This is a genomic window from Flavobacterium aquidurense (assembly GCF_002217195.1).
GTDB lineage: Bacteria > Bacteroidota > Bacteroidia > Flavobacteriales > Flavobacteriaceae > Flavobacterium > Flavobacterium frigidimaris.
This window is the reverse complement of sequence record NZ_MUGR01000028.1, coordinates 20255-39399: the sequence shown is the minus strand read 5'-3', so window position 1 is coordinate 39399 and position 19145 is coordinate 20255. Positions and strand designations below refer to the sequence as shown.

The following is a 19145-nucleotide window of genomic DNA, read 5'->3' as shown; positions in this document are numbered from 1 at the left end:
TTAAGGGTAATAATAAACAACAAGTAAAAAACATATTAAACAATGTATCTTACATTTGTTATATGTCTATTACATTTTAGTCAAAATTACAACTTTTCAGACAAAAACTACCAAAGCCAAAATGGTTTTCTGCAACCTTTCACGTTTTCCTTTTTCTAAATCTTCCACTTTTACTTATGATTCATCAAAACCGTAATTTTTTAATACCAAAACAATCGATTTGACAATTAATCGATCCCGAAATAACAATCTGATAATTTCGGCATTTCTCCGGAAAACTATACCGTTTTCGGACTGTTTTTATTATATTTGCTCCGCTCATTCTGAGCCGACTATACCTTTTACATTGCTACATCTTGGCAATACGATTATAAAAAAAAAAAAAAAAAATGACACAGAATTCAAAAATCTATTACACCTTGACTGATGAGGCGCCATTGTTAGCGACTTATTCTTTTTTACCTATTGTTCAGGCATTTACTGCCACAGCTGGTATTGCAATTGAAACTAGAGACATTTCTTTAGCTGGTAGAATTTTATCCAATTTTCCTGAGCTTCTTACAGATGCTCAAAAAACGGGAGATGCTTTGGCTGAATTAGGTCAATTAGCAACACAACCAGAAGCAAACATCATCAAATTACCAAACATTTCAGCATCTGTACCGCAATTAAAGGCTGCTATTGCTGAATTGCAATCTCACGGTTACAAAATCCCTGATTTTCCGGAAGATCCTCAAAATGATGCTGAAAAAGAAATAAAAGCAAAATACGCTAAAGTTTTAGGTTCTGCCGTAAATCCTGTTTTACGTGAAGGCAACTCTGACCGTAGAGCTCCAAGAGCAGTTAAAAACTTTGCAAAAGCAAATCCACACTCAATGGGTGCATGGTCAGCTGATTCTAAAACAAAAGTAGCTTCTATGCCGGATGGTGATTTCTACGGAAGTGAAAAATCACTTACTGTAGCAGAAGCAAATGATGTAAAGATCGAATTCGTGGCTAAAGACGGTACAACAACTGTTCTTAAAGCAAGTACGCCTCTTAAAGCCGGTGAAATCATCGACAGTTCTGTAATGCATTTAAAAGCTCTAAAAACGTTTGTTGCCGGTGCAATTGCTGACGCTAAAAAAGAAGGAGTTTTACTTTCTGTGCATTTAAAAGCTACTATGATGAAAGTTTCAGATCCAATTATCTTTGGCGCTATCGTTGAAGTATATTTTGCTGATCTTTTCAAAAAATATGCTGCTTTATTTGCTGAATTAAACATTGACACCAGAAATGGTTTAGGTGATATCTATGCAAAAATTGCAGGAAGACCTGAGCAGGCTGAAGTTGAAGCTGATATTACTAAAGCTATCGAAAACGGACCAGCTTTGGCAATGGTAAATTCTGATAAAGGAATCACTAATTTACACGTTCCTTCTGATGTTATTGTTGATGCTTCTATGCCGGCAATGATCCGTACTTCAGGACAGATGTACAACAAAGAAGGAAAACAACAAGATACCATCGCCGTGATTCCGGATCGCGCTTATTCAGGAATTTATACTGCAACTATCGATTTCTGTAAAAAACACGGTGCTTTTGATCCTAAAACAATGGGAAGCGTTCCTAACGTAGGTTTGATGGCTCAAAAAGCAGAAGAATACGGCTCTCATGACAAAACTTTCCAGGTAAAAGCTGACGGTGTTGTTCGTGTAGTAGATACCAAAGGAACTGTTTTAATGGAGCAGGATGTTGAAGCTAATGATATTTTCAGAATGTGTCAGGCAAAAGACGCTCCTATTCAGGACTGGGTTAAACTAGCCGTAAACAGAGCACGTTTATCTGATACTCCAGCTGTTTTCTGGTTAGATGAAAACAGAGCACATGACAGAGAATTGATTGCAAAAGTTCAAAAATATTTAAAAGATTACAATACCGTTAATTTAGACATCCGTATCTTAAACCCAATTGCTGCCACTGAATTTACTTTAGACAGAATCATCAAAGGTTTAGACACGATCTCAGTAACAGGAAACGTTTTACGTGATTACTTAACAGATTTATTCCCTATTTTAGAATTAGGAACTTCTGCTAAAATGTTATCTATCGTTCCGTTAATGAATGGTGGTGGATTGTTCGAAACAGGTGCCGGAGGTTCTGCCCCTAAACACGTTGAGCAATTTACTGAAGAAGGATATTTACGTTGGGATTCATTAGGAGAGTTTTTAGCTCTTGGTGCTTCATTAGAGCATTTAGGACAAACTTTAGACAATTCTAAAGCAATTGTTTTATCTGAAACTTTAGACCAGGCAAACGATAAATTCTTGGCAAACGATAAATCTCCAGCTCGTAAAGTAGGTCAGATTGACAACCGTGGTTCTCATTTCTACCTTGCTTATTATTGGGCACAAGCTTTAGCGGCTCAAAATAAAGATGCAGAATTAAAAGCGATCTTTACTCCAATTGCTGCTCAGTTTGAAGCTAACGAAGCCAAAATCGATACTGAATTAATTGGTGCGCAGGGAAAACCTCAAACTCTTGGCGGTTACTACCAGCCAACTCCTGAGTTAGTGAGCAAAGCAATGCGTCCTAGTGCAACATTCAATACTATTATTGCTGAAATAAAATAATTACTCTAAAAGAGTACTGCGGTACATCTTTGCTGTGAATTATAAATATCAAAAAAGACAACTTTAAACGGTTGTCTTTTTTTTTTGTATTTTGGAATTCCCATTTTAAGATACTATTAAATACTAAAAGCGGTAATTGAGGATTTTATAGGCAATAAATAAAAGGATCAAAAGCCTGTAACAAAAAAGGAATATTCTTAACTAATGTTTAACAGATGTTACGCAACAATATTTAGTAAGAATTATTAACTATGTGCTTCAAATACAAGACAATGATTACAAAAAAAATTGGCCTTATCTTCTTTTTCATTTTAACGACCCTAACATCATTTTCTCAGGAAAAATATACTTTAAGCGGAATAATCACTGACTTTAAAAACAACGAAACCCTAATTGGTGTAAATGTTTATATTCCTGCTTTAAAAATAGGAACTACAACCAACGAATACGGTTTTTATTCTCTTACTGTTCCTAAAGGCGAACATGAGATCGAAATTAGTTATGTAGGCTACCAAACCATTCAAAAAATAGTTATTTTAAATCAAAATACCAAAACAAATTTTGGAATTAAGGAAGGCGGCGAAGAGCTTCAGGAAGTTGTTATAAAAGACAACAGGGGCAAAATCAATATTAAATCGCCTGAAATGAGTGCCAATAAACTCTCTATTGCTACTATTAAAAAAATGCCTGTTGTGATGGGTGAAGTCGATGTTCTAAAATCGATTTTATTACTTCCGGGTGTTACCAATGCCGGCGAAGGTGCTTCAGGATTTAATGTTCGTGGCGGTGGAGCTGATCAGAATTTAATTTTATTAGATGAGGCCACAATCTTTAACTCTTCTCATGTCTTTGGGTTTTTCTCTGTTTTTAATCCGGATGCCATCAAAGATTTAAAATTATACAAAGGCGGAATCCCTTCTCGTTACGGCGGAAGGGCTTCTTCTGTTTTGGATATTTATCAAAAAGACGGAAACAGCAAGGAATTTCATGTGAATGGAGGAATCGGATTAATTTCAAGCCGGATTCTTGCAGAAGGCCCAATAGTAAAAGACAAAGGATCTTTTTTAATTGGCGGAAGAGCTTCGTATGCGCATTTGTTTTTAAAATTATCAGAAGATCAAAAAGACAATTCCGCTTATTTTTATGATTTAAACACAAAATTAAGTTATAAATTAAACGACAATAACAGTTTGTATTTATCCGGTTATTTTGGCCGTGACGTGTTTAGCCTGAACAAAAGTTTTACGAATATCTACGGAAACTCTACTTTAAACCTGCGCTGGAATCATTTGTACTCTGATAAACTGTTTGCTAATTTATCTTTGATTTACAGCGACTATTATTATGGACTTGATCTGGACTTCGTAGGTTTCAAATGGGATTCGGGGATTAAAAATTACAATATCAAATACGATTTCAAGAACTATATCTCAGATAAATTCAAATTGAATTATGGTTTAAACGGTATTTATTACGAATTTAATCCCGGAACAATCAAACCAAGTAATGAAACATCGGGAATTAATCCGGATCAGCTGGATAAAAAATATGCGTTTGAACCTTCTGTTTATATAGAAGCCGAAAATCAAATTTCGAAAAGAATTACCGTTTCTTACGGATTGCGTTACAGCTTATTTTATCGTTTAGGTGCTTCTACAATCAATTATTATGACAATAACGAACCTGTTATTTTCAATACTGATATGCAGATTTATGAAAAAGGAACACCAGCCTCAACCAAGTATTTTGGTAAAAACAAAGAAATTCAGAGTTATAATAATTTAGAACCACGATTCTCCGCTTCATATCAACTAAATGATGACGAGTCGATAAAAGCGAGTTACAACAGAATGGCGCAGTATCTACAATTGATATCCAATACCTCATCACCTACCCCGCTGGATGTCTGGATGCCAAGTGATAATTATATCAAACCACAGATTGCAGATCAGGTTGCGTTGGGTTATTTTAGAAATATTAATAACGGCGCTTATTCTGTAGAAGTCGAAACGTATTACAAGAAAATTCAAAACAGACTGGATTATATTGATGGCGCTGATCTGATTGCCAATGACGCTATCGAGCAAGTAATCCTGAACGGAAGAATGCGTTCTTACGGAGTTGAATTTATGCTGAAGAAAAACGAAGGCAAACTAAACGGATGGATCTCTTATACGCTGTCAAAATCACAACAACAGACGCCGGGAAGAACTCCTGAAGAAACAGGAATCAACAATGGGCAATGGTACAGTTCTGCTTATGATAAAACACATAATTTAGCCGTTACATCTGCTTATACTTTAAACGAGAAATGGTCTTTTGGCGCTAACTTTGCTTTGCAGTCCGGTCAGCCGGTTACGTATCCAAACGGTCAATACGAATATTTGGGAATTACAGTTCCGAGTTACGGATTAAGAAACGAAAATCGTCTGCCGGCATACCACCATCTCGATGTTTCGGCAACTTTAACACCCAGAAAAAACAAAGACAGGAAACTGAAAGGAGAATGGGTTTTTAGTATTTATAATTTATACAATCGCCATAATGCAGCTTCTATCAACTTCCGTCAGAACGTCGATACAGGAGCAAATGAAGCGGTACAAACTTCTATTTTTGGAATTGTTCCTGCCGTTAGTTATAACTTCAAATTTTAAAAAACCAATTTCTGTAAAAAGAAAACAAAAGATATACCATGAAAAAAGCAACCTTATTAATCTTATTTTTTATATCGATTTTCTTCACTGGCTGTGAGGAAGTTGTTGATGTTGATCTCGACACTGCTCCGCCAAAATTGGTCATAGAAGCCGCAATAAACTGGCAAAAAGGAACATCAGGAAAACAGCAGACTATAAAACTGAGTACGACGACCGGTTATTTTGAAAATGTGATTCCAACCGTTTCCGGAGCAACTATTTTTGTAAAAAACAGCCACAATGACCAATTCAATTTTATTGAAATTCCTAAAACAGGCCGATACGTTTGCACCAACTTCAACCCTGTGATTGACGAGACTTATATTTTGACTGTCATTAGCAACGGAATTACTTATACAGCTACTGAAACAATGAAATCTGTAGCACCAATAACTCGCATAGAACAAAATAACGAAGGTGGTTTTACAGGCGATGAAATCGAAATCAGAGCCTTTTATAACGATCCTCCCGATGCAGATAATTTCTACTTATACAAATACGGATACTCTAATAAAGTTACCTCAACTTATTATGTTGGTGAAGATAAATTCTTTCAGGGCAACGAATATTTCAGTAAATCAGATGATGATGATTTAAAAATTGGAAATGAAGTCGAAATCACGCATTATGGAATTTCAAAACAATACTACAATTATATGAGCATCTTAGTGAGTATTGCCGGGAGTAATGTTGGCGGACCATTTCAATCCCCACCCGCTACAGTAAAAGGGAACATCATCAATACAATAGATAAAGCCAATTATCCGTTAGGTTATTTTTCGCTTAGCGAAACAGATTATAAAAAATACACCATTCAATAATTAGTACAATGGAAGCGAGAATTGAGATATTATCCGAAAAAAAATTAATTGGTAAACACATTGTCATGTCGTTTATCGAAAATAAAACGTTTCAATTGTGGAGTTCCTTCATGCCAAAACGAAAAGAGATCAAGAATTCAATTGACTCTAATTTATATTCGCTTGAAGTTTTCCCTGATGGACATTTTAATAATTTTGACCCCAGCAACAGCTTTCAAAAATGGGCCGCCGTTGAAGTTTCTAATTTTGATAAAGTCCCTTCAGAAATGGAAACTTTAATAATTCCGACTGGCTTGTATGCTGTATTTATTCATAAAGGCCCACAAAGCGAAGGACACAAAACCTATCATTCTATTTTTGTCGAATGGTTACCCAATTCAGGGTATACAGTAGACGAAAGACCACATTTTGCCGTTATGGGTGATCAATACAAAAAAGAAGATCCGGATTCTGAAGAAGAAATCTGGATTCCGATAATTAATAAAGCTTAATTTTTGCCACAGATTTCACTGATTAAAAAGGTTATCTACTGATTATAAACAATTACGCAACATTGACTAAAATTTGAATTTCCCTGTAATTTTTAATTAAAAAAACTCAGATTAATCTTTAAAATCTGTGGCAAAAAAAAAAAAAAACATTATGCTAATTGAAACCCTAAAATCTCTCTTCAACCGTGATCTCAACAAATTAAAAGTTGAAATCGAATTGTATCAAAACGAAAGTCAAATTTGGGCAATTGATAAAAGTATTTCAAATTCAGCAGGAAATCTTTGCCTTCATCTTATCGGAAACATCAACACTTATATTGGGGCCGAAATAGGAAAGACCGGTTATGTCCGTGATCGTCCTTTAGAATTTTCATCGAAAGATATCCCAAAAGCTGAGTTAATAACCAAAATCAATAATACCATTTTGGCTGTAAACAATGCTTTCAATAGTTTAACCGAAAAAGATCTTGAAGCCATCTATCCCCAAATTGTATTCGAAAAAGAAATGACAACAGGATTCTTTTTAGTACACCTCTCCACCCATTTAGCCTATCATTTAGGACAAATTAATTACCATAGAAGACTGATTTAGTAGCTGTTTACCGTGCAGTCCCGGTTTACAGTAAATATTGAGACTGAATACTGAGACTGAATACTAAAAAAACCTCAACATATGTAAAGGTTTAGAAATAAGAATTAAGCAAACTTTGCATACAATTAATTCAATATTTCGAAAACATGAAACACTTACTTTTTACACTATTTTCTCTTTGCGCGTTTAGTGCAAAAGCCCAGACTTTCAAAAATCCTGAGTCCTTATTCGACCCAACGCCTTATGGCTTCAGCCACGCATCATCAGTTACTGCTCCGGGTGAGTTCGTTTATATTTCAGGACAAAGTGGCGGATTAGGAAAAGAACACATTTTGAGCCCCGGCTTCAGAGAACAAACTCAGGTTGCGTTACAAAACATCGTAATCGTTTTAGACAGCTACAAACTAAAACCGGAAAACATCCTGAAAATAACCATTCTGATTGTAGATCATTCACCCGAAAAATTAAAAATATGGAATGAAGAAATCAGAAAAGTATGGAAAGACAAGCCATTTCCGGCAAGTACCTTAATTCCCGTTCCCAAACTAGCCATCGACGGAATGCAGATCGAAGTTGATGCTATCGCTTTTAAAGCTGCAAAATAGTTTTTACCACTAAGATATTAAGAAAGTTAAGTTTGGATATCTTAAACACAAACCCGTTAAAATCCTTTTAATCTTAATAATCTGTGGCAAAAAAAATTAACCATTAAGATATTCAGCCCGCCAACGTAACTTTCTTAATATCTTAATGGTTAAACAAAACATCACGGCGATAAAAAAATCTAAAATCTAAAATCTAACCTCTAAAATCCTTTCCTTTCGTACATTTGCAGCACATTTCAAATCAAAAATCTAAATGTCTTCACACCACATCGTACGCGACGACCAGGAACCCGCTCTAATTATTGCCAACGGAGCAGCATGCAATCCTGAATTACTGGGACAATTGCTCGAATGGTCGCCACTGGTTATCGTATTAGATTCTGCCATCGAGAGAGTTGTCGATTTAGGGATAAAAATCGATGTCCTTTTAGGCGATTTCGATCATGGTTTTGATCCCGAAATCTACAAAACATCTCAATATCCAATAGAAATTGTACACACACCGGATCAGGACAAAACTGATTTAGAAAAAGCTTTTGATTACTTGATCGCCAGAAAAATCCCCGCTGTAAACGTTGTTTGGGCGACAGGAAAACGTGCCGATCACACCATTACAAACCTCACTAATATTGTTCGTTACCGCAATTTGCTTAAAATTGTGATTCTCGACGATCATTCAAAAATATTCTTGTTACCCAATAAATTCGAAAAATGGTATACGGCAAAAACGCCTATTTCATTGATTCCTATTGGAGTTGTAAACGGAATTAATTCGACCAATTTATTATATCCACTAAAAAACGACACTTTAACAATTGGCTATCGAACCGGCAGCAGCAATGCTGTTCTTCATGATGGTTTGGTCAGTATCACCCATACCGATGGTGATTTGTTGTTAATGGAGTGTATGGATTAATTATTTCATTAGAATAAAAGGCTCAAAAATTTCATTTAAACACATAGAAACATAGTTTAAAATCTATAAAAAAGTCGTTTCACTCTAACTTTAAATCACAATAGCAAGCTATGTGAGAAAGCGAGCTTTTTTTGTATCCTAAAAATAACAACAGAAAATCTATGTCTCTGTGTTTAAATTCGCATTTGGAATTGGGATTTTTAGTATTGAAATTTTAAACTTTAGTATTATTTTCAGAAGCTATTCCTGCTGTCCACTTTATCTTTTGTGCCGAACAACGGCACAAAAGGATGCCGCTTCCATCAGGGCTAGGGCAATCGTTTTCATAATTATCATTTACCGCAAAAAGAATGACTATCTTTGCACGGAAATTCAGAAAAATGAAAGAAACAGACAATTCCGAAAAAAACAATTTACATCCTCGAAACCTTCATCGTTCCCGCTATGATTTCGAACTTCTTATCGCGAATTGTCCAGAACTAAAAGCATACGTTGCGATCAACATTCACGGAATTGAAACTATTGATTTCAGTAATCCATTGGCTGTAAAAGCGCTTAACAAAGCCTTATTAGAAACCTATTACGACATACAAAACTGGGACATTCCTAAAAACTATCTTTGTCCTCCCATTCCGGGAAGAACAGATTACATTCATTATCTGGCCGATTTATTGGCCGAAACTAATAACGGAATCATTCCGCAAGGATCATCCGTTTTAGGTTTAGATATAGGAACCGGAGCCAATTGCATCTACCCTATTTTAGGAAATGCCATTTACGACTGGAGTTTCGTAGGAACTGATATCGACGAAAAAGCAATCGAAAATTGCAGTAAAATCATCGAAGCCAATCCAAAATTGATTGACGCTATAAGTTTACAGCAACAAACCGAATCACGCTTTATTTTCAAAAATATCATCACGCCCGAAGATCGTTTTACCTTCACAATGTGTAATCCGCCTTTTCATTCTTCTGCCGAAGACGCGAATCAAAGCACCGTTCGTAAAGTTTCCAATTTAACCAAAGAAAGAAAAAAGACAAATCCGGTTTTAAACTTCGGAGGCCACAATGCCGAATTATGGTGCGATGGCGGGGAAATTGGTTTTGTAACCCAAATGATTTACGAAAGTGCAAAATTTGCCATGCAAACCCTGTGGTTCACTACTTTGGTTTCAAAAAGAGAAAATCTTTCGAGCATTTACAAAACCCTTAATAAAGTAAATGCCTCTTCGATAAAAACTATTGATATGGCTCAAGGCCAAAAAACAAGCCGTATTGTAGCCTGGACTTTTTTAAGTGAAAGCCAGCAAAAAGCGTGGAAATTTGAAATTGAGTAATATTTATAATATGAATTCTCTTAAATCAAAAAAACTTTTGAACTATGAAATTTCAAAAATTGATGACAATTTATCTACATCCGTAAGTAATTCAGACCTATATAATAACGACATTATGATTTCAGAAAATGAAATTCAAAATGGCGAATTTTATTCTCATAATGAAATGAAGAATAAAATTGAAAACTGGAAAAGAAAAACATTATAATTATAATACTTTAAAATAAAATTCTGATACTGTATCGGCGCGCAATTTCCGTACCTTTAATATCAATTGAATTTTATTACTATGCCAAAAACATACTTCAGAATACTGTTATTACTTATAATTACCGGTTGTTCTTCAACTAAAAATGCAAAATTTGACGATTATATTTTCAAAACCAAAAGCGAAAAACAAGCTTATATCAATTCTTACGACAAAGCCTTAAAACTTTGGGATATTCCATATTCCGAAGAAAATATAAAAACTTCATACGGAACTGCTCATGTTATTCTGGCGGGACCAAAAAACGGGAAAGACTTGGTCTTACTTCACGGAATGGATGCCAGCTCAACAATGTGGTACCCCAACATAAAGCCTTTAGCCAAAAATCATCGCATCTACGCTATTGATTTTATGATGGAGCCCGGAAAATCCACATTAACTTCAAAATCCCTTTCTTCAGAAGACATTGTGATTTTATACAACGAAATTTTTAATCATTATAAGTTAAAGAAATTTGACATTGTTGGCGCTTCGCGAGGCGGTTGGATCGCCACTTTACTGGCCACTCAAAAAGGAAACTCAATTGATAAAGTAGTATTGCTGAGTCCGGCACAAACATTTAAATTTATTGATAAAGTTGGGAAAACAACTTCTGCTTTGATGCTAAAACTTTTTCCGAGTGAAAAGAAATTCGGAAAAACATTAAATACGTTTTCTTCCCATCCGGAAAAAATTAGTCCTGTTTATAAAAAACAATTTTATCTGGCCAATAAATATGCTAAATCAAATTCGAGTATGTTCAAAATGCATCCCTTTTCTGATGATGAGTTAAAATTGATTAACAGTCCGGTTTTGGTTTTAATTGGTGATCATGATGTCATTAATTCAGAAGAAAGCTTAGAAAGGGCAAAAAAATACTTAATCAAAGCCAAAACGCAAACGATAAAAGACGCAGGGCATTTTTTATCCATCGATCAGTCAAAAATTGTAAATGATGCGATGATTGATTTTTTAGAATAAACTTCTAAAATTATTCGCCACGAATTCACGAATCATATCTATATTAAGCTAATATAAATTCGTGAATTCGTGGCTATTTTTTCTTGTCTTTTTCATAAAGAATATGACAAACAAATAGAATACAACACATTTACTGATTAATAATTCGTATAATTTACGGCAGTATTTTTTTAGCTTTTTTATAGAATTCAAACTTTGTATCTTTACAAAACTAATCTTTTCATCATCCAAAAATGAATTTTCAAGTATCCTCAGAGTATAGTCCAAAAGGTGATCAGCCGCAAGCGATCGAAAAACTTTCACAAGGTGTGATCGATGGCGAAAAATACCAGACATTATTAGGCGTTACCGGATCCGGAAAAACATTTACGGTAGCCAATGTTATTCAGGAAGTGCAAAGACCAACGATAGTATTGGCCCATAATAAAACTTTGGCAGCGCAATTATATTCTGAATTCAAACAATTCTTTCCAAATAATGCGGTAGAATATTTCGTTTCTTACTATGATTATTACCAACCCGAAGCTTTTATGCCTGTAACAGGGGTTTTTATCGAAAAAGATTTATCTATTAACGAAGAGCTCGAAAAGATGCGTTTAAGCACCACTTCTTCCCTTCTTTCAGGACGTCGGGACGTTTTGGTTGTCGCTTCTGTTTCGTGTTTATATGGTATTGGGAATCCGGTTGAATTTAAGAAAAATGTAATTGAAATAAGCACAGATCAGGTTATTTCGAGGACTAAATTACTTCACAGTCTGGTTCAGAGTTTATACGCCAGAACCGAGGCCGATTTTAATCCGGGAACTTTTAGAATTAAAGGCGATACAGTCGAAGTATATCCAAGTTATGCCGATGATGCCTACAGAATTCACTTTTTTGGTGACGAAATCGAAGAAATAGAATCCTTTGATGTGAAGACTTCACAAGTGATCGAAAAATTCAAAAGACTTACTATTTATCCCGCTAATATGTTTGTGACTTCTCCGGATGTACTGCAAGGTGCCATTTGGGAAATTCAGCAGGATTTGGTGAAACAAGTCGATTATTTTAAAGAAATAGGAAAACACTTAGAAGCAAAACGTTTAGAAGAACGTACCAATTTCGACTTAGAAATGATTCGGGAATTAGGTTATTGCTCCGGAATCGAAAATTATTCAAGATACCTTGACGGAAGACAAGCCGGAACAAGACCGTTCTGTTTATTAGATTATTTCCCGAGTGATTATTTAATGATTGTAGACGAAAGTCACGTAACCGTTTCTCAGGTTCACGCCATGTACGGAGGCGACAGAAGCCGTAAAGAGAATCTGGTAGAATACGGTTTTCGTTTACCTGCTGCAATGGACAACAGACCTTTGAAATTTGAAGAGTTTGAGGCCATACAAAATCAGGTAATTTACGTATCTGCAACACCGGCAGATTACGAATTACAAAAAACAGATGGTGTTTATGTAGAACAAATTATTCGCCCAACCGGACTATTAGATCCTGTCATCGAAGTAAGACCAAGTTTGAATCAAATCGATGATCTGATCGAAGAAATTCAGGTACGCTGCGAATTAGACGAAAGAGTTTTAGTGACTACGCTGACGAAAAGAATGGCCGAAGAACTGGCCAAATACTTAACCAAAGTAAACATTCGTTGTCGTTATATACATTCTGAAGTAGATACGCTGGAACGTATCGAAATTATGCAGGATTTACGAAAAGGTATTTTTGATGTTTTGATTGGAGTGAACTTACTTCGTGAAGGCCTTGATTTACCGGAGGTTTCACTGGTTGCGATTTTAGATGCTGATAAAGAAGGTTTTCTTCGTAATCACAGATCTTTAACACAAACTATTGGCCGTGCGGCAAGAAACCTGAATGGAAAAGCAATTTTGTACGCGGATAAAGTTACGGCAAGTATGCAGAGAACCATAGACGAAACAGAATATCGTAGAACCAAACAGATCAATTATAATACAGAGCACGGCATTACGCCACAGGCTTTGAATAAAAAGATTGATAGCGCCTTTACCAAAAATCCTTTGGTAGAATACGAATTGGGTCATACATTATCTGTTGCTGCAGAACCGGAAACGGCGTATTTATCGAAAGCAGAATTAGAGAAAATGATCCGTGAAAAACGTAAATCAATGGAGAAAGCGGCCAAAGAATTAGACTTTTTACAAGCAGCGAAGTTGCGTGACGATATCAAAAAACTACAGGAACAATTGGCTTAATTGTGTTGTTCCTGAAAGACCTTCAATAAAACATTAGGATCAATAATAGCATTTGGTGCGTTTTTCATTAAATCTAAAACGCGTTTGGTTGCATTGGGGTTCAACCCCATCTCTATTGCTATTTGTTGTATGGCTTTCGCTTCTTTTTCATGCAAAATACCATCGCAATACATGATCAAAGCCAGTCTGTAAAATTGCTGAATTCTTTGAAACTCAGACTTTATAATCTGAATAGAATGTTCCTGATGAAATAAATCATTAAAAACAGCTAAATCAATATTCAATTCCTGAGCGACCAGCCACAAAAAATCATACTCTCTTCTATGCAATTGCCCATCAACGGTAGAAAAAGCAATCATTTCTAAAAGTAAACTTCTCTTTTCTGTTTCGGTATTCATCAATTTATTATTTTTAGCTAAAATATTGTTTTTAAATCTAAAACGCAACTGAACTCATGATTAGAAGACTCTTCTTTTTTGTATTGTTATGGATCACTTCTATTGCAAGTGCACAAAAAAGTACTGCTTCAAAAAATGTATCTACTTTTACTCTTGAAGCACCTCAATTAAAAACCACTAAAAAAATCTGGATTTATCTTCCTGACGGTTATTCGGCTTCAGCCAAAAGATACAGCGTGATTTATATGCATGATGCTCAGAATTTATTCGATTCTAAAACCGCTTATTCCGGAGAATGGAATGTCGATGAAAAACTGGATAGTCTGAAAGCTCCCGTAATTGTGGTAGGAATCGAACACGGAAATGAAAAACGAACAGATGAATTAACACCATTTAAAAATGAAAAATATGGTGGCGGAAATGCCGATAATTATCTTGATTTTATTGTAAAAACATTAAAACCATATATCGACAACCATTACAGAACCAAACCAAAAGCTAAAAATACCATCATTATGGGAAGTTCGCTTGGCGGATTGCTGTCCTATTATACCATTCTAAAATATCCCGAAACATTTGGCAAAGCAGGCGTTTTTTCGCCTTCTTTCTGGTTTTCGAATGACATCTATACGCTGACAGAAAAAACCAAAAAAATCAAAACCAAAATTTACTTTTTATGCGGAGATAAAGAAAGCGATGATATGGTAAAAGACATGACCAAAATGGAACGTTTATTAGACACTAAACGGTGTTATTGTTTGCATCTTACCAAATCTAAAATTGTAAAAGGCGGCGAACATAACGAGAAACTCTGGCGGGATGGTTTTGCAAAAGCAGTTCTTTGGCTGGGTTATTAAAAAAATACATTTCAATTGAATATATTATGGAACTTATTTTAAGAGAATACAATCTCAAATTAAAACATACTTTTACGATTTCCAGAGAATCTATTGATTTTCAGCCTTCACTTATTGTCGAACTCAAAAGTGAGGGTTTCTCGGGTTTTGGAGAAGCCACTTCGAATCCGTATTACAAAACAACCGTTCCAATGATGATGCAGGATTTAGAAAAAATCAGAACCATTATTGAAAGGACAGAAAATGAAACTCCTGAAGTTTTCTGGGCCAAAATCTATCCGTATCTAAAAGACGATATGTTTGCTTTGTGCGCTTTAGACTTAGCTTATAATGATTTATATGCGCGCATGAAAGGCAAAAAACTATACGAATTATGGAACTATACGATCGAAAATAATCCGCTTACAGATTATACCATTGGGATTGCTTCTATAGAAAAAATGGTTTCGAAAATGCAGGAACTTCCGTGGCCTATTTATAAAATCAAACTAGGAACCAAAGAAGATATTGCGATTGTAAAGGAACTCAGAAAACATACTAATGCCATTTTTAGAATTGATGCCAATTGCGGTTGGGGTGTTGAGGAAACAATAAACAATGCCATTGAACTAAAAAAACTTGGCGTCGAATTTCTGGAACAGCCAATGAAAGCAGATAATTGGGAAGCCCACAAGGAAGTTTTTAAACATTCGGTTTTACCTGTAATTGCAGATGAAAGCTGTATTATCGAAGAAGATGTTGCCAAATGTTTCAACCATTTTCATGGTGTAAATGTAAAGCTGGTCAAATGCGGCGGATTAACTCCAGGCAAACGCATGATTGAAGAAGCAAAAACATTGGGATTAAAAACCATGGTGGGCTGTATGACCGAATCGACTGTGGGAATTTCTGCCATTGCCCATTTATTGCCTCAATTGGATTATGTTGATATGGATGGAGCATTACTTTTAGCCGAAGATATTGCAACGGGCGTAACGATAAAAAATGGTGTAATTCATTATTCTGAGCTTAACGGAACCGGAGTTACCTTAATTTAAATCTTATGAATGTCAATCAGTTTCCGGACAGAATTATCGAAATCGACAAAGAACAATACTTGTATTTTGGCGGAACGGCTTATTTGGGATTGCCAACAAATAATGATTTTCAGGAAGTGGTAATCCAAAACATACGAAAATGGGGAACGACATACGGAAGTTCCAGAAGTGCCAATATCAAACTAACGGCTTATGAAAATGGTGAGACTTTTTTAGCCAAACATATAAAGGCAGAAAGCGCCGTTACGGTTTCGTCCGGAATGCTCGCCGGAAAATTAGTTATTGATGTATTGAATAAAAATACAGATGGATTTTTCCATTTTTCACACATTCATACAGCCATCAAAACCAATAGTTTACCGGTTTTTATAAACGATAAAATAAATCCCAAATTACTGGATCCTCAACCCGAAAGAATTACAATTCTCGCTGATGGTGTTCCGTCTTTTCAAACCCGTGCAATTGATTTATCAGTTTTAGCAGCAATTCCAGATCATAAAGAGATTACTTTGGTTATCGATGAATCGCATTCGTTTGGAATTTTAGGCGAAAATGGCTGTGGAATTTATTCTGAAATCGATCTTCCGGTGAAACGAAAAATCATGATTTCGTCTTTAGGAAAAGCTTTTGGTTTAAACGGCGGCGTAATTGCAAGTGATACTTCTTTTATCAATCAAATAAAAGAACAGGATATTTTTATTTCTGCTGCAGGAATGAATCCTGCTTTTGTTCAGACTTTAGCTGATGCAGCTGCTCTTTATAAAAGTCAACATCAAAAATTATTAGAAAATCTGAATTATATTGATCGAAAGTTAATCAAAAATCATACGATCAAATTTGACAAAACTTATCCCTTAATTTATTTAAAAAATGATAACCTGATTGATGTATTAAAAGCCAATAAAATCATTATTGCCAATTTTAAATATCAGGAAAATGCGAATAATCTAAACAGAATTGTAGTTACAGCTAATCATCTTTCTGAAGATTTAGACAAATTAATAAGCATTATAAACGAATATAATTCCATAAATTAAAATAAAAAAATTAGCCACGAATTCACGAATTAAATTTTAAAATTGATGCGATTAATAACAATTCGTGAATTCCTGGCGAAAAAACAGTAAAAGCACTTCTAGTTCTTAAACTAAAATTGTAATCAAATTAGTTTTAAAACGTACCTTTGTAAAAAATAAATGCATAGTTTGTTGTTCAGGCAAAGATTGCGAGAACTTGAAACTTGAAACAAAAAAACAAAAAATGACGAACAACGATATCCTAAAAAAACTTCGCGTGGCTTTGATGCTCCGTGACGACCAAATAGTTGAAATTTTAGAATTAGTAGATTTTAGAATTACAAAATCTGAATTGGGTGCTTTTTTTAGAGCCGAGGATCATGAAAACTACATGGAATGTGGTGACCAGGTTTTGCGTAATTTCTTAAACGGATTGGTAATTCATTTAAGAGGAACGAAAGAAAACCCGAAAAACCCAAATGATGTTTTAGCAAAACATAAAGCGGAAATTCCAAAGAAAGACACTACCAAAGAAAGACCTGAATTTAAAGCCAGTGCAAAAGATGCTGAAAAAGGAAGAGGCGATAAAGCTCCTTCTAAATCAGGACCTGCCGCTAAAAAACCTTTCAAGAAAAACAACACTAAGTCTGCTCCTAAAGTACAGGTAGTAGAAAAAGTAGTGTACAAAAACGGGAAAAATAAGAAATAAGCTTTTTAACCGCAAAGAGCGGTAAGAATTACGCAAAGTTCGCAAAGCTTTATCAAATATAGCTTTGCGAACTTTGCGTTTATATAGATTCTATAATTAAAAATCCTTGCTTCCGATAGCTATCGGAATTCCGGTTAAATTATTGCTCCAAAAAAAATCCCTCCGATGATCGAAGGGATTTTCTATATAATTGATTTCTTATTTGATTAAGAAAGTGCAGCTTTAACCTGGTCAGCAGCTTCCTGAAACTGAACAGCTGATAAGATTGGCATACCTGAATTGTCAATTAATTCTTTTGCAATTTCAGCATTTGTTCCTTGCAAACGAACGATGATTGGCACTTTAATAGCATCACCCATATTTCTGTAAGCGTCAACAACTCCTTGCGCCACACGGTCACAACGAACGATTCCACCAAAAATATTGATCAAAATAGCTTTTACATTAGGATCTTTTAAGATAATTCTAAAAGCAGTTTCAACACGTTTTGCATCAGCAGTTCCACCAACGTCTAAGAAGTTAGCAGGCTCAAATCCAGCGTATTTAATTAAATCCATAGTTGCCATTGCAAGACCTGCTCCGTTTACCATACATCCTACAGTACCGTCAAGATCTACATAGTTCAAACCTACTTCTTTAGCTTCAACTTCGATTGGATTCTCCTCACGGATGTCTCTCATCTCAGCATATTTTGGTTGTCTGTATAAAGCATTATCATCGATATTTACTTTAGCATCTACAGCCATAATTTTATTATCTGAAGTTTTCAAAACCGGGTTGATTTCAAACATAGAAGCATCAGAACCAATGTAAGCATTGTATAATGCATCGATAAATTTCACCATTTCTTTGAAAGCATTTCCAGAAAGACCTAAGTTAAAGGCAATTCTTCTTGCCTGAAAACCTTGTAATCCAACAGAAGGATCAACTTCTTCAGTAAAAATTAAATGAGGAGTGTGCTCAGCAACTTCTTCAATATCCATTCCACCTTCAGTAGAATACATAATCATGTTACGACCAGTAGCTCTATTCAATAAAACAGAAACATAAAATTCAGAAGTTTCACTTTCACCAGGATAGTAAACATCTTCTGCAACTAATATTTTGTTTACTTTTTTACCTTCTGCAGAAGTCTGAGGTGTAATCAATTGCATTCCGATGATTTGTCCAGCAATTTCTTCCACTTGTTGCAAGTTTTTTGCTAACTTAACTCCACCACCTTTTCCACGACCACCTGCGTGAATTTGTGCTTTTATTACGTGCCATCCTGTACCAGTCTCGGCAGTTAATTGTTTTGCAGCAGCCACAGCTTCGACTGCATTGTTAGCCACAATTCCGCGTTGAATGCGTACTCCGTAACTTGCTAAAATTTCTTTTCCTTGATATTCGTGTATGTTCATAATATAGAATTTGTCTGGTTCTGAATTTATTTCAGAATAAAAGTGCGACAAAAGTAGCAAAATTCAACTTAATAGTAAAATCTTTTTCAATTAAAAAACATATGAGATATTTACAAAACGTTTATTCTTTTTCAATGCGAAGAAATAGTTAACAAAACAATTTGTTAATATTAACGGAAAACCACTAAAACGTTTGATATTTAACAAA

General features: G+C 35.1%; 17 protein-coding genes. 15 read left to right on the top strand and 2 right to left on the bottom strand.

What is annotated here, in order from left to right:
- Positions 1–389: 389 nt before the first annotated feature.
- The 11 genes from B0A67_RS15080 (at position 390) to uvrB (ending at position 13520) form a co-directional block, all read left to right on the top strand.
- On the top strand, positions 390–2612 hold the full coding sequence (locus tag B0A67_RS15080; protein ID WP_072956702.1) for an NADP-dependent isocitrate dehydrogenase: 2223 nt from the start codon (positions 390–392) through the stop codon (positions 2610–2612).
- A 272-nt stretch (positions 2613–2884) separates the two neighbouring features.
- On the top strand, positions 2885–5266 hold the full coding sequence (locus B0A67_RS15075; protein ID WP_072956706.1) for a TonB-dependent receptor: 2382 nt from the start codon (positions 2885–2887) through the stop codon (positions 5264–5266).
- A gap of 38 nt (positions 5267–5304) precedes the next feature.
- Positions 5305–6126 carry a DUF4249 domain-containing protein gene (locus tag B0A67_RS15070; protein WP_072956710.1) on the top strand — a complete coding sequence of 274 codons (822 nt, stop codon included), beginning with the start codon at positions 5305–5307 and terminating at the stop codon, positions 6124–6126.
- A gap of 8 nt (positions 6127–6134) precedes the next feature.
- On the top strand, positions 6135–6617 hold the full coding sequence (locus B0A67_RS15065) for a GyrI-like domain-containing protein (protein ID WP_072956714.1): 483 nt from the start codon (positions 6135–6137) through the stop codon (positions 6615–6617).
- A 151-nt stretch (positions 6618–6768) separates the two neighbouring features.
- Complete coding sequence (locus B0A67_RS15060; RefSeq protein WP_072956871.1) at positions 6769–7209, top strand: DinB family protein; 441 nt, start codon at positions 6769–6771, stop codon at positions 7207–7209.
- Between the two features lie 146 nt (positions 7210–7355).
- On the top strand, positions 7356–7814 hold the full coding sequence (locus tag B0A67_RS15055) for a RidA family protein (protein ID WP_072956718.1): 459 nt from the start codon (positions 7356–7358) through the stop codon (positions 7812–7814).
- 253 nt (positions 7815–8067) lie between these two features.
- Complete coding sequence (locus B0A67_RS15050) at positions 8068–8730, top strand: thiamine diphosphokinase (protein ID WP_072956722.1); 663 nt, start codon at positions 8068–8070, stop codon at positions 8728–8730.
- Between the two features lie 380 nt (positions 8731–9110).
- Entirely contained in the window at positions 9111–10067 is a 957-nt protein-coding gene (gene rlmF / locus B0A67_RS15045) for a 23S rRNA (adenine(1618)-N(6))-methyltransferase RlmF (RefSeq protein ID WP_072956725.1), read from the top strand.
- A gap of 10 nt (positions 10068–10077) precedes the next feature.
- Entirely contained in the window at positions 10078–10275 is a 198-nt protein-coding gene (locus B0A67_RS15040; protein ID WP_072956729.1) for a hypothetical protein, read from the top strand.
- An 81-nt stretch (positions 10276–10356) separates the two neighbouring features.
- Complete coding sequence (locus B0A67_RS15035; protein ID WP_072956732.1) at positions 10357–11295, top strand: alpha/beta fold hydrolase; 939 nt, start codon at positions 10357–10359, stop codon at positions 11293–11295.
- Positions 11296–11528: 233 nt separating this feature from the next.
- Positions 11529–13520: an excinuclease ABC subunit UvrB gene (gene uvrB, locus B0A67_RS15030; RefSeq protein WP_072956735.1), complete on the top strand. Its 1992-nt coding sequence runs from the start codon at positions 11529–11531 to the stop codon at positions 13518–13520.
- Here the strand turns inward: uvrB and B0A67_RS15025 are convergent.
- Positions 13517–13918, bottom strand: a complete 402-nt coding sequence (locus B0A67_RS15025; protein ID WP_072956738.1) for an excinuclease ABC subunit B — start codon at positions 13916–13918, stop codon at positions 13517–13519. The genes uvrB and B0A67_RS15025 overlap by 4 nt on opposite strands.
- 56 nt (positions 13919–13974) lie before the next feature.
- On the opposite strand from B0A67_RS15025, the gene B0A67_RS15020 reads away from it, so the two are divergent.
- From B0A67_RS15020 to B0A67_RS15005, 4 genes are all read left to right on the top strand, one after another.
- Positions 13975–14775, top strand: a complete 801-nt coding sequence (locus tag B0A67_RS15020; RefSeq protein WP_072956742.1) for an alpha/beta hydrolase — start codon at positions 13975–13977, stop codon at positions 14773–14775.
- A 26-nt stretch (positions 14776–14801) separates the two neighbouring features.
- Positions 14802–15812: a dipeptide epimerase gene (locus B0A67_RS15015; RefSeq protein ID WP_072956874.1), complete on the top strand. Its 1011-nt coding sequence runs from the start codon at positions 14802–14804 to the stop codon at positions 15810–15812.
- A gap of 5 nt (positions 15813–15817) precedes the next feature.
- Positions 15818–16849 carry an aminotransferase class I/II-fold pyridoxal phosphate-dependent enzyme gene (locus B0A67_RS15010; RefSeq protein ID WP_072956745.1) on the top strand — a complete coding sequence of 344 codons (1032 nt, stop codon included), beginning with the start codon at positions 15818–15820 and terminating at the stop codon, positions 16847–16849.
- 223 nt (positions 16850–17072) lie between these two features.
- Positions 17073–17537, top strand: coding sequence for a DUF1456 family protein (locus B0A67_RS15005; RefSeq protein ID WP_072956877.1), 465 nt, complete (start codon positions 17073–17075; stop codon positions 17535–17537).
- Positions 17538–17743: 206 nt separating this feature from the next.
- Here the strand turns inward: B0A67_RS15005 and sucC are convergent, their stop codons facing one another.
- Positions 17744–18937 (bottom strand): ADP-forming succinate--CoA ligase subunit beta, encoded by a 1194-nt coding sequence (gene sucC / locus B0A67_RS15000; RefSeq protein ID WP_072956880.1) that lies wholly within the window; start codon positions 18935–18937, stop codon positions 17744–17746.
- Positions 18938–19145 lie beyond the last annotated feature (208 nt).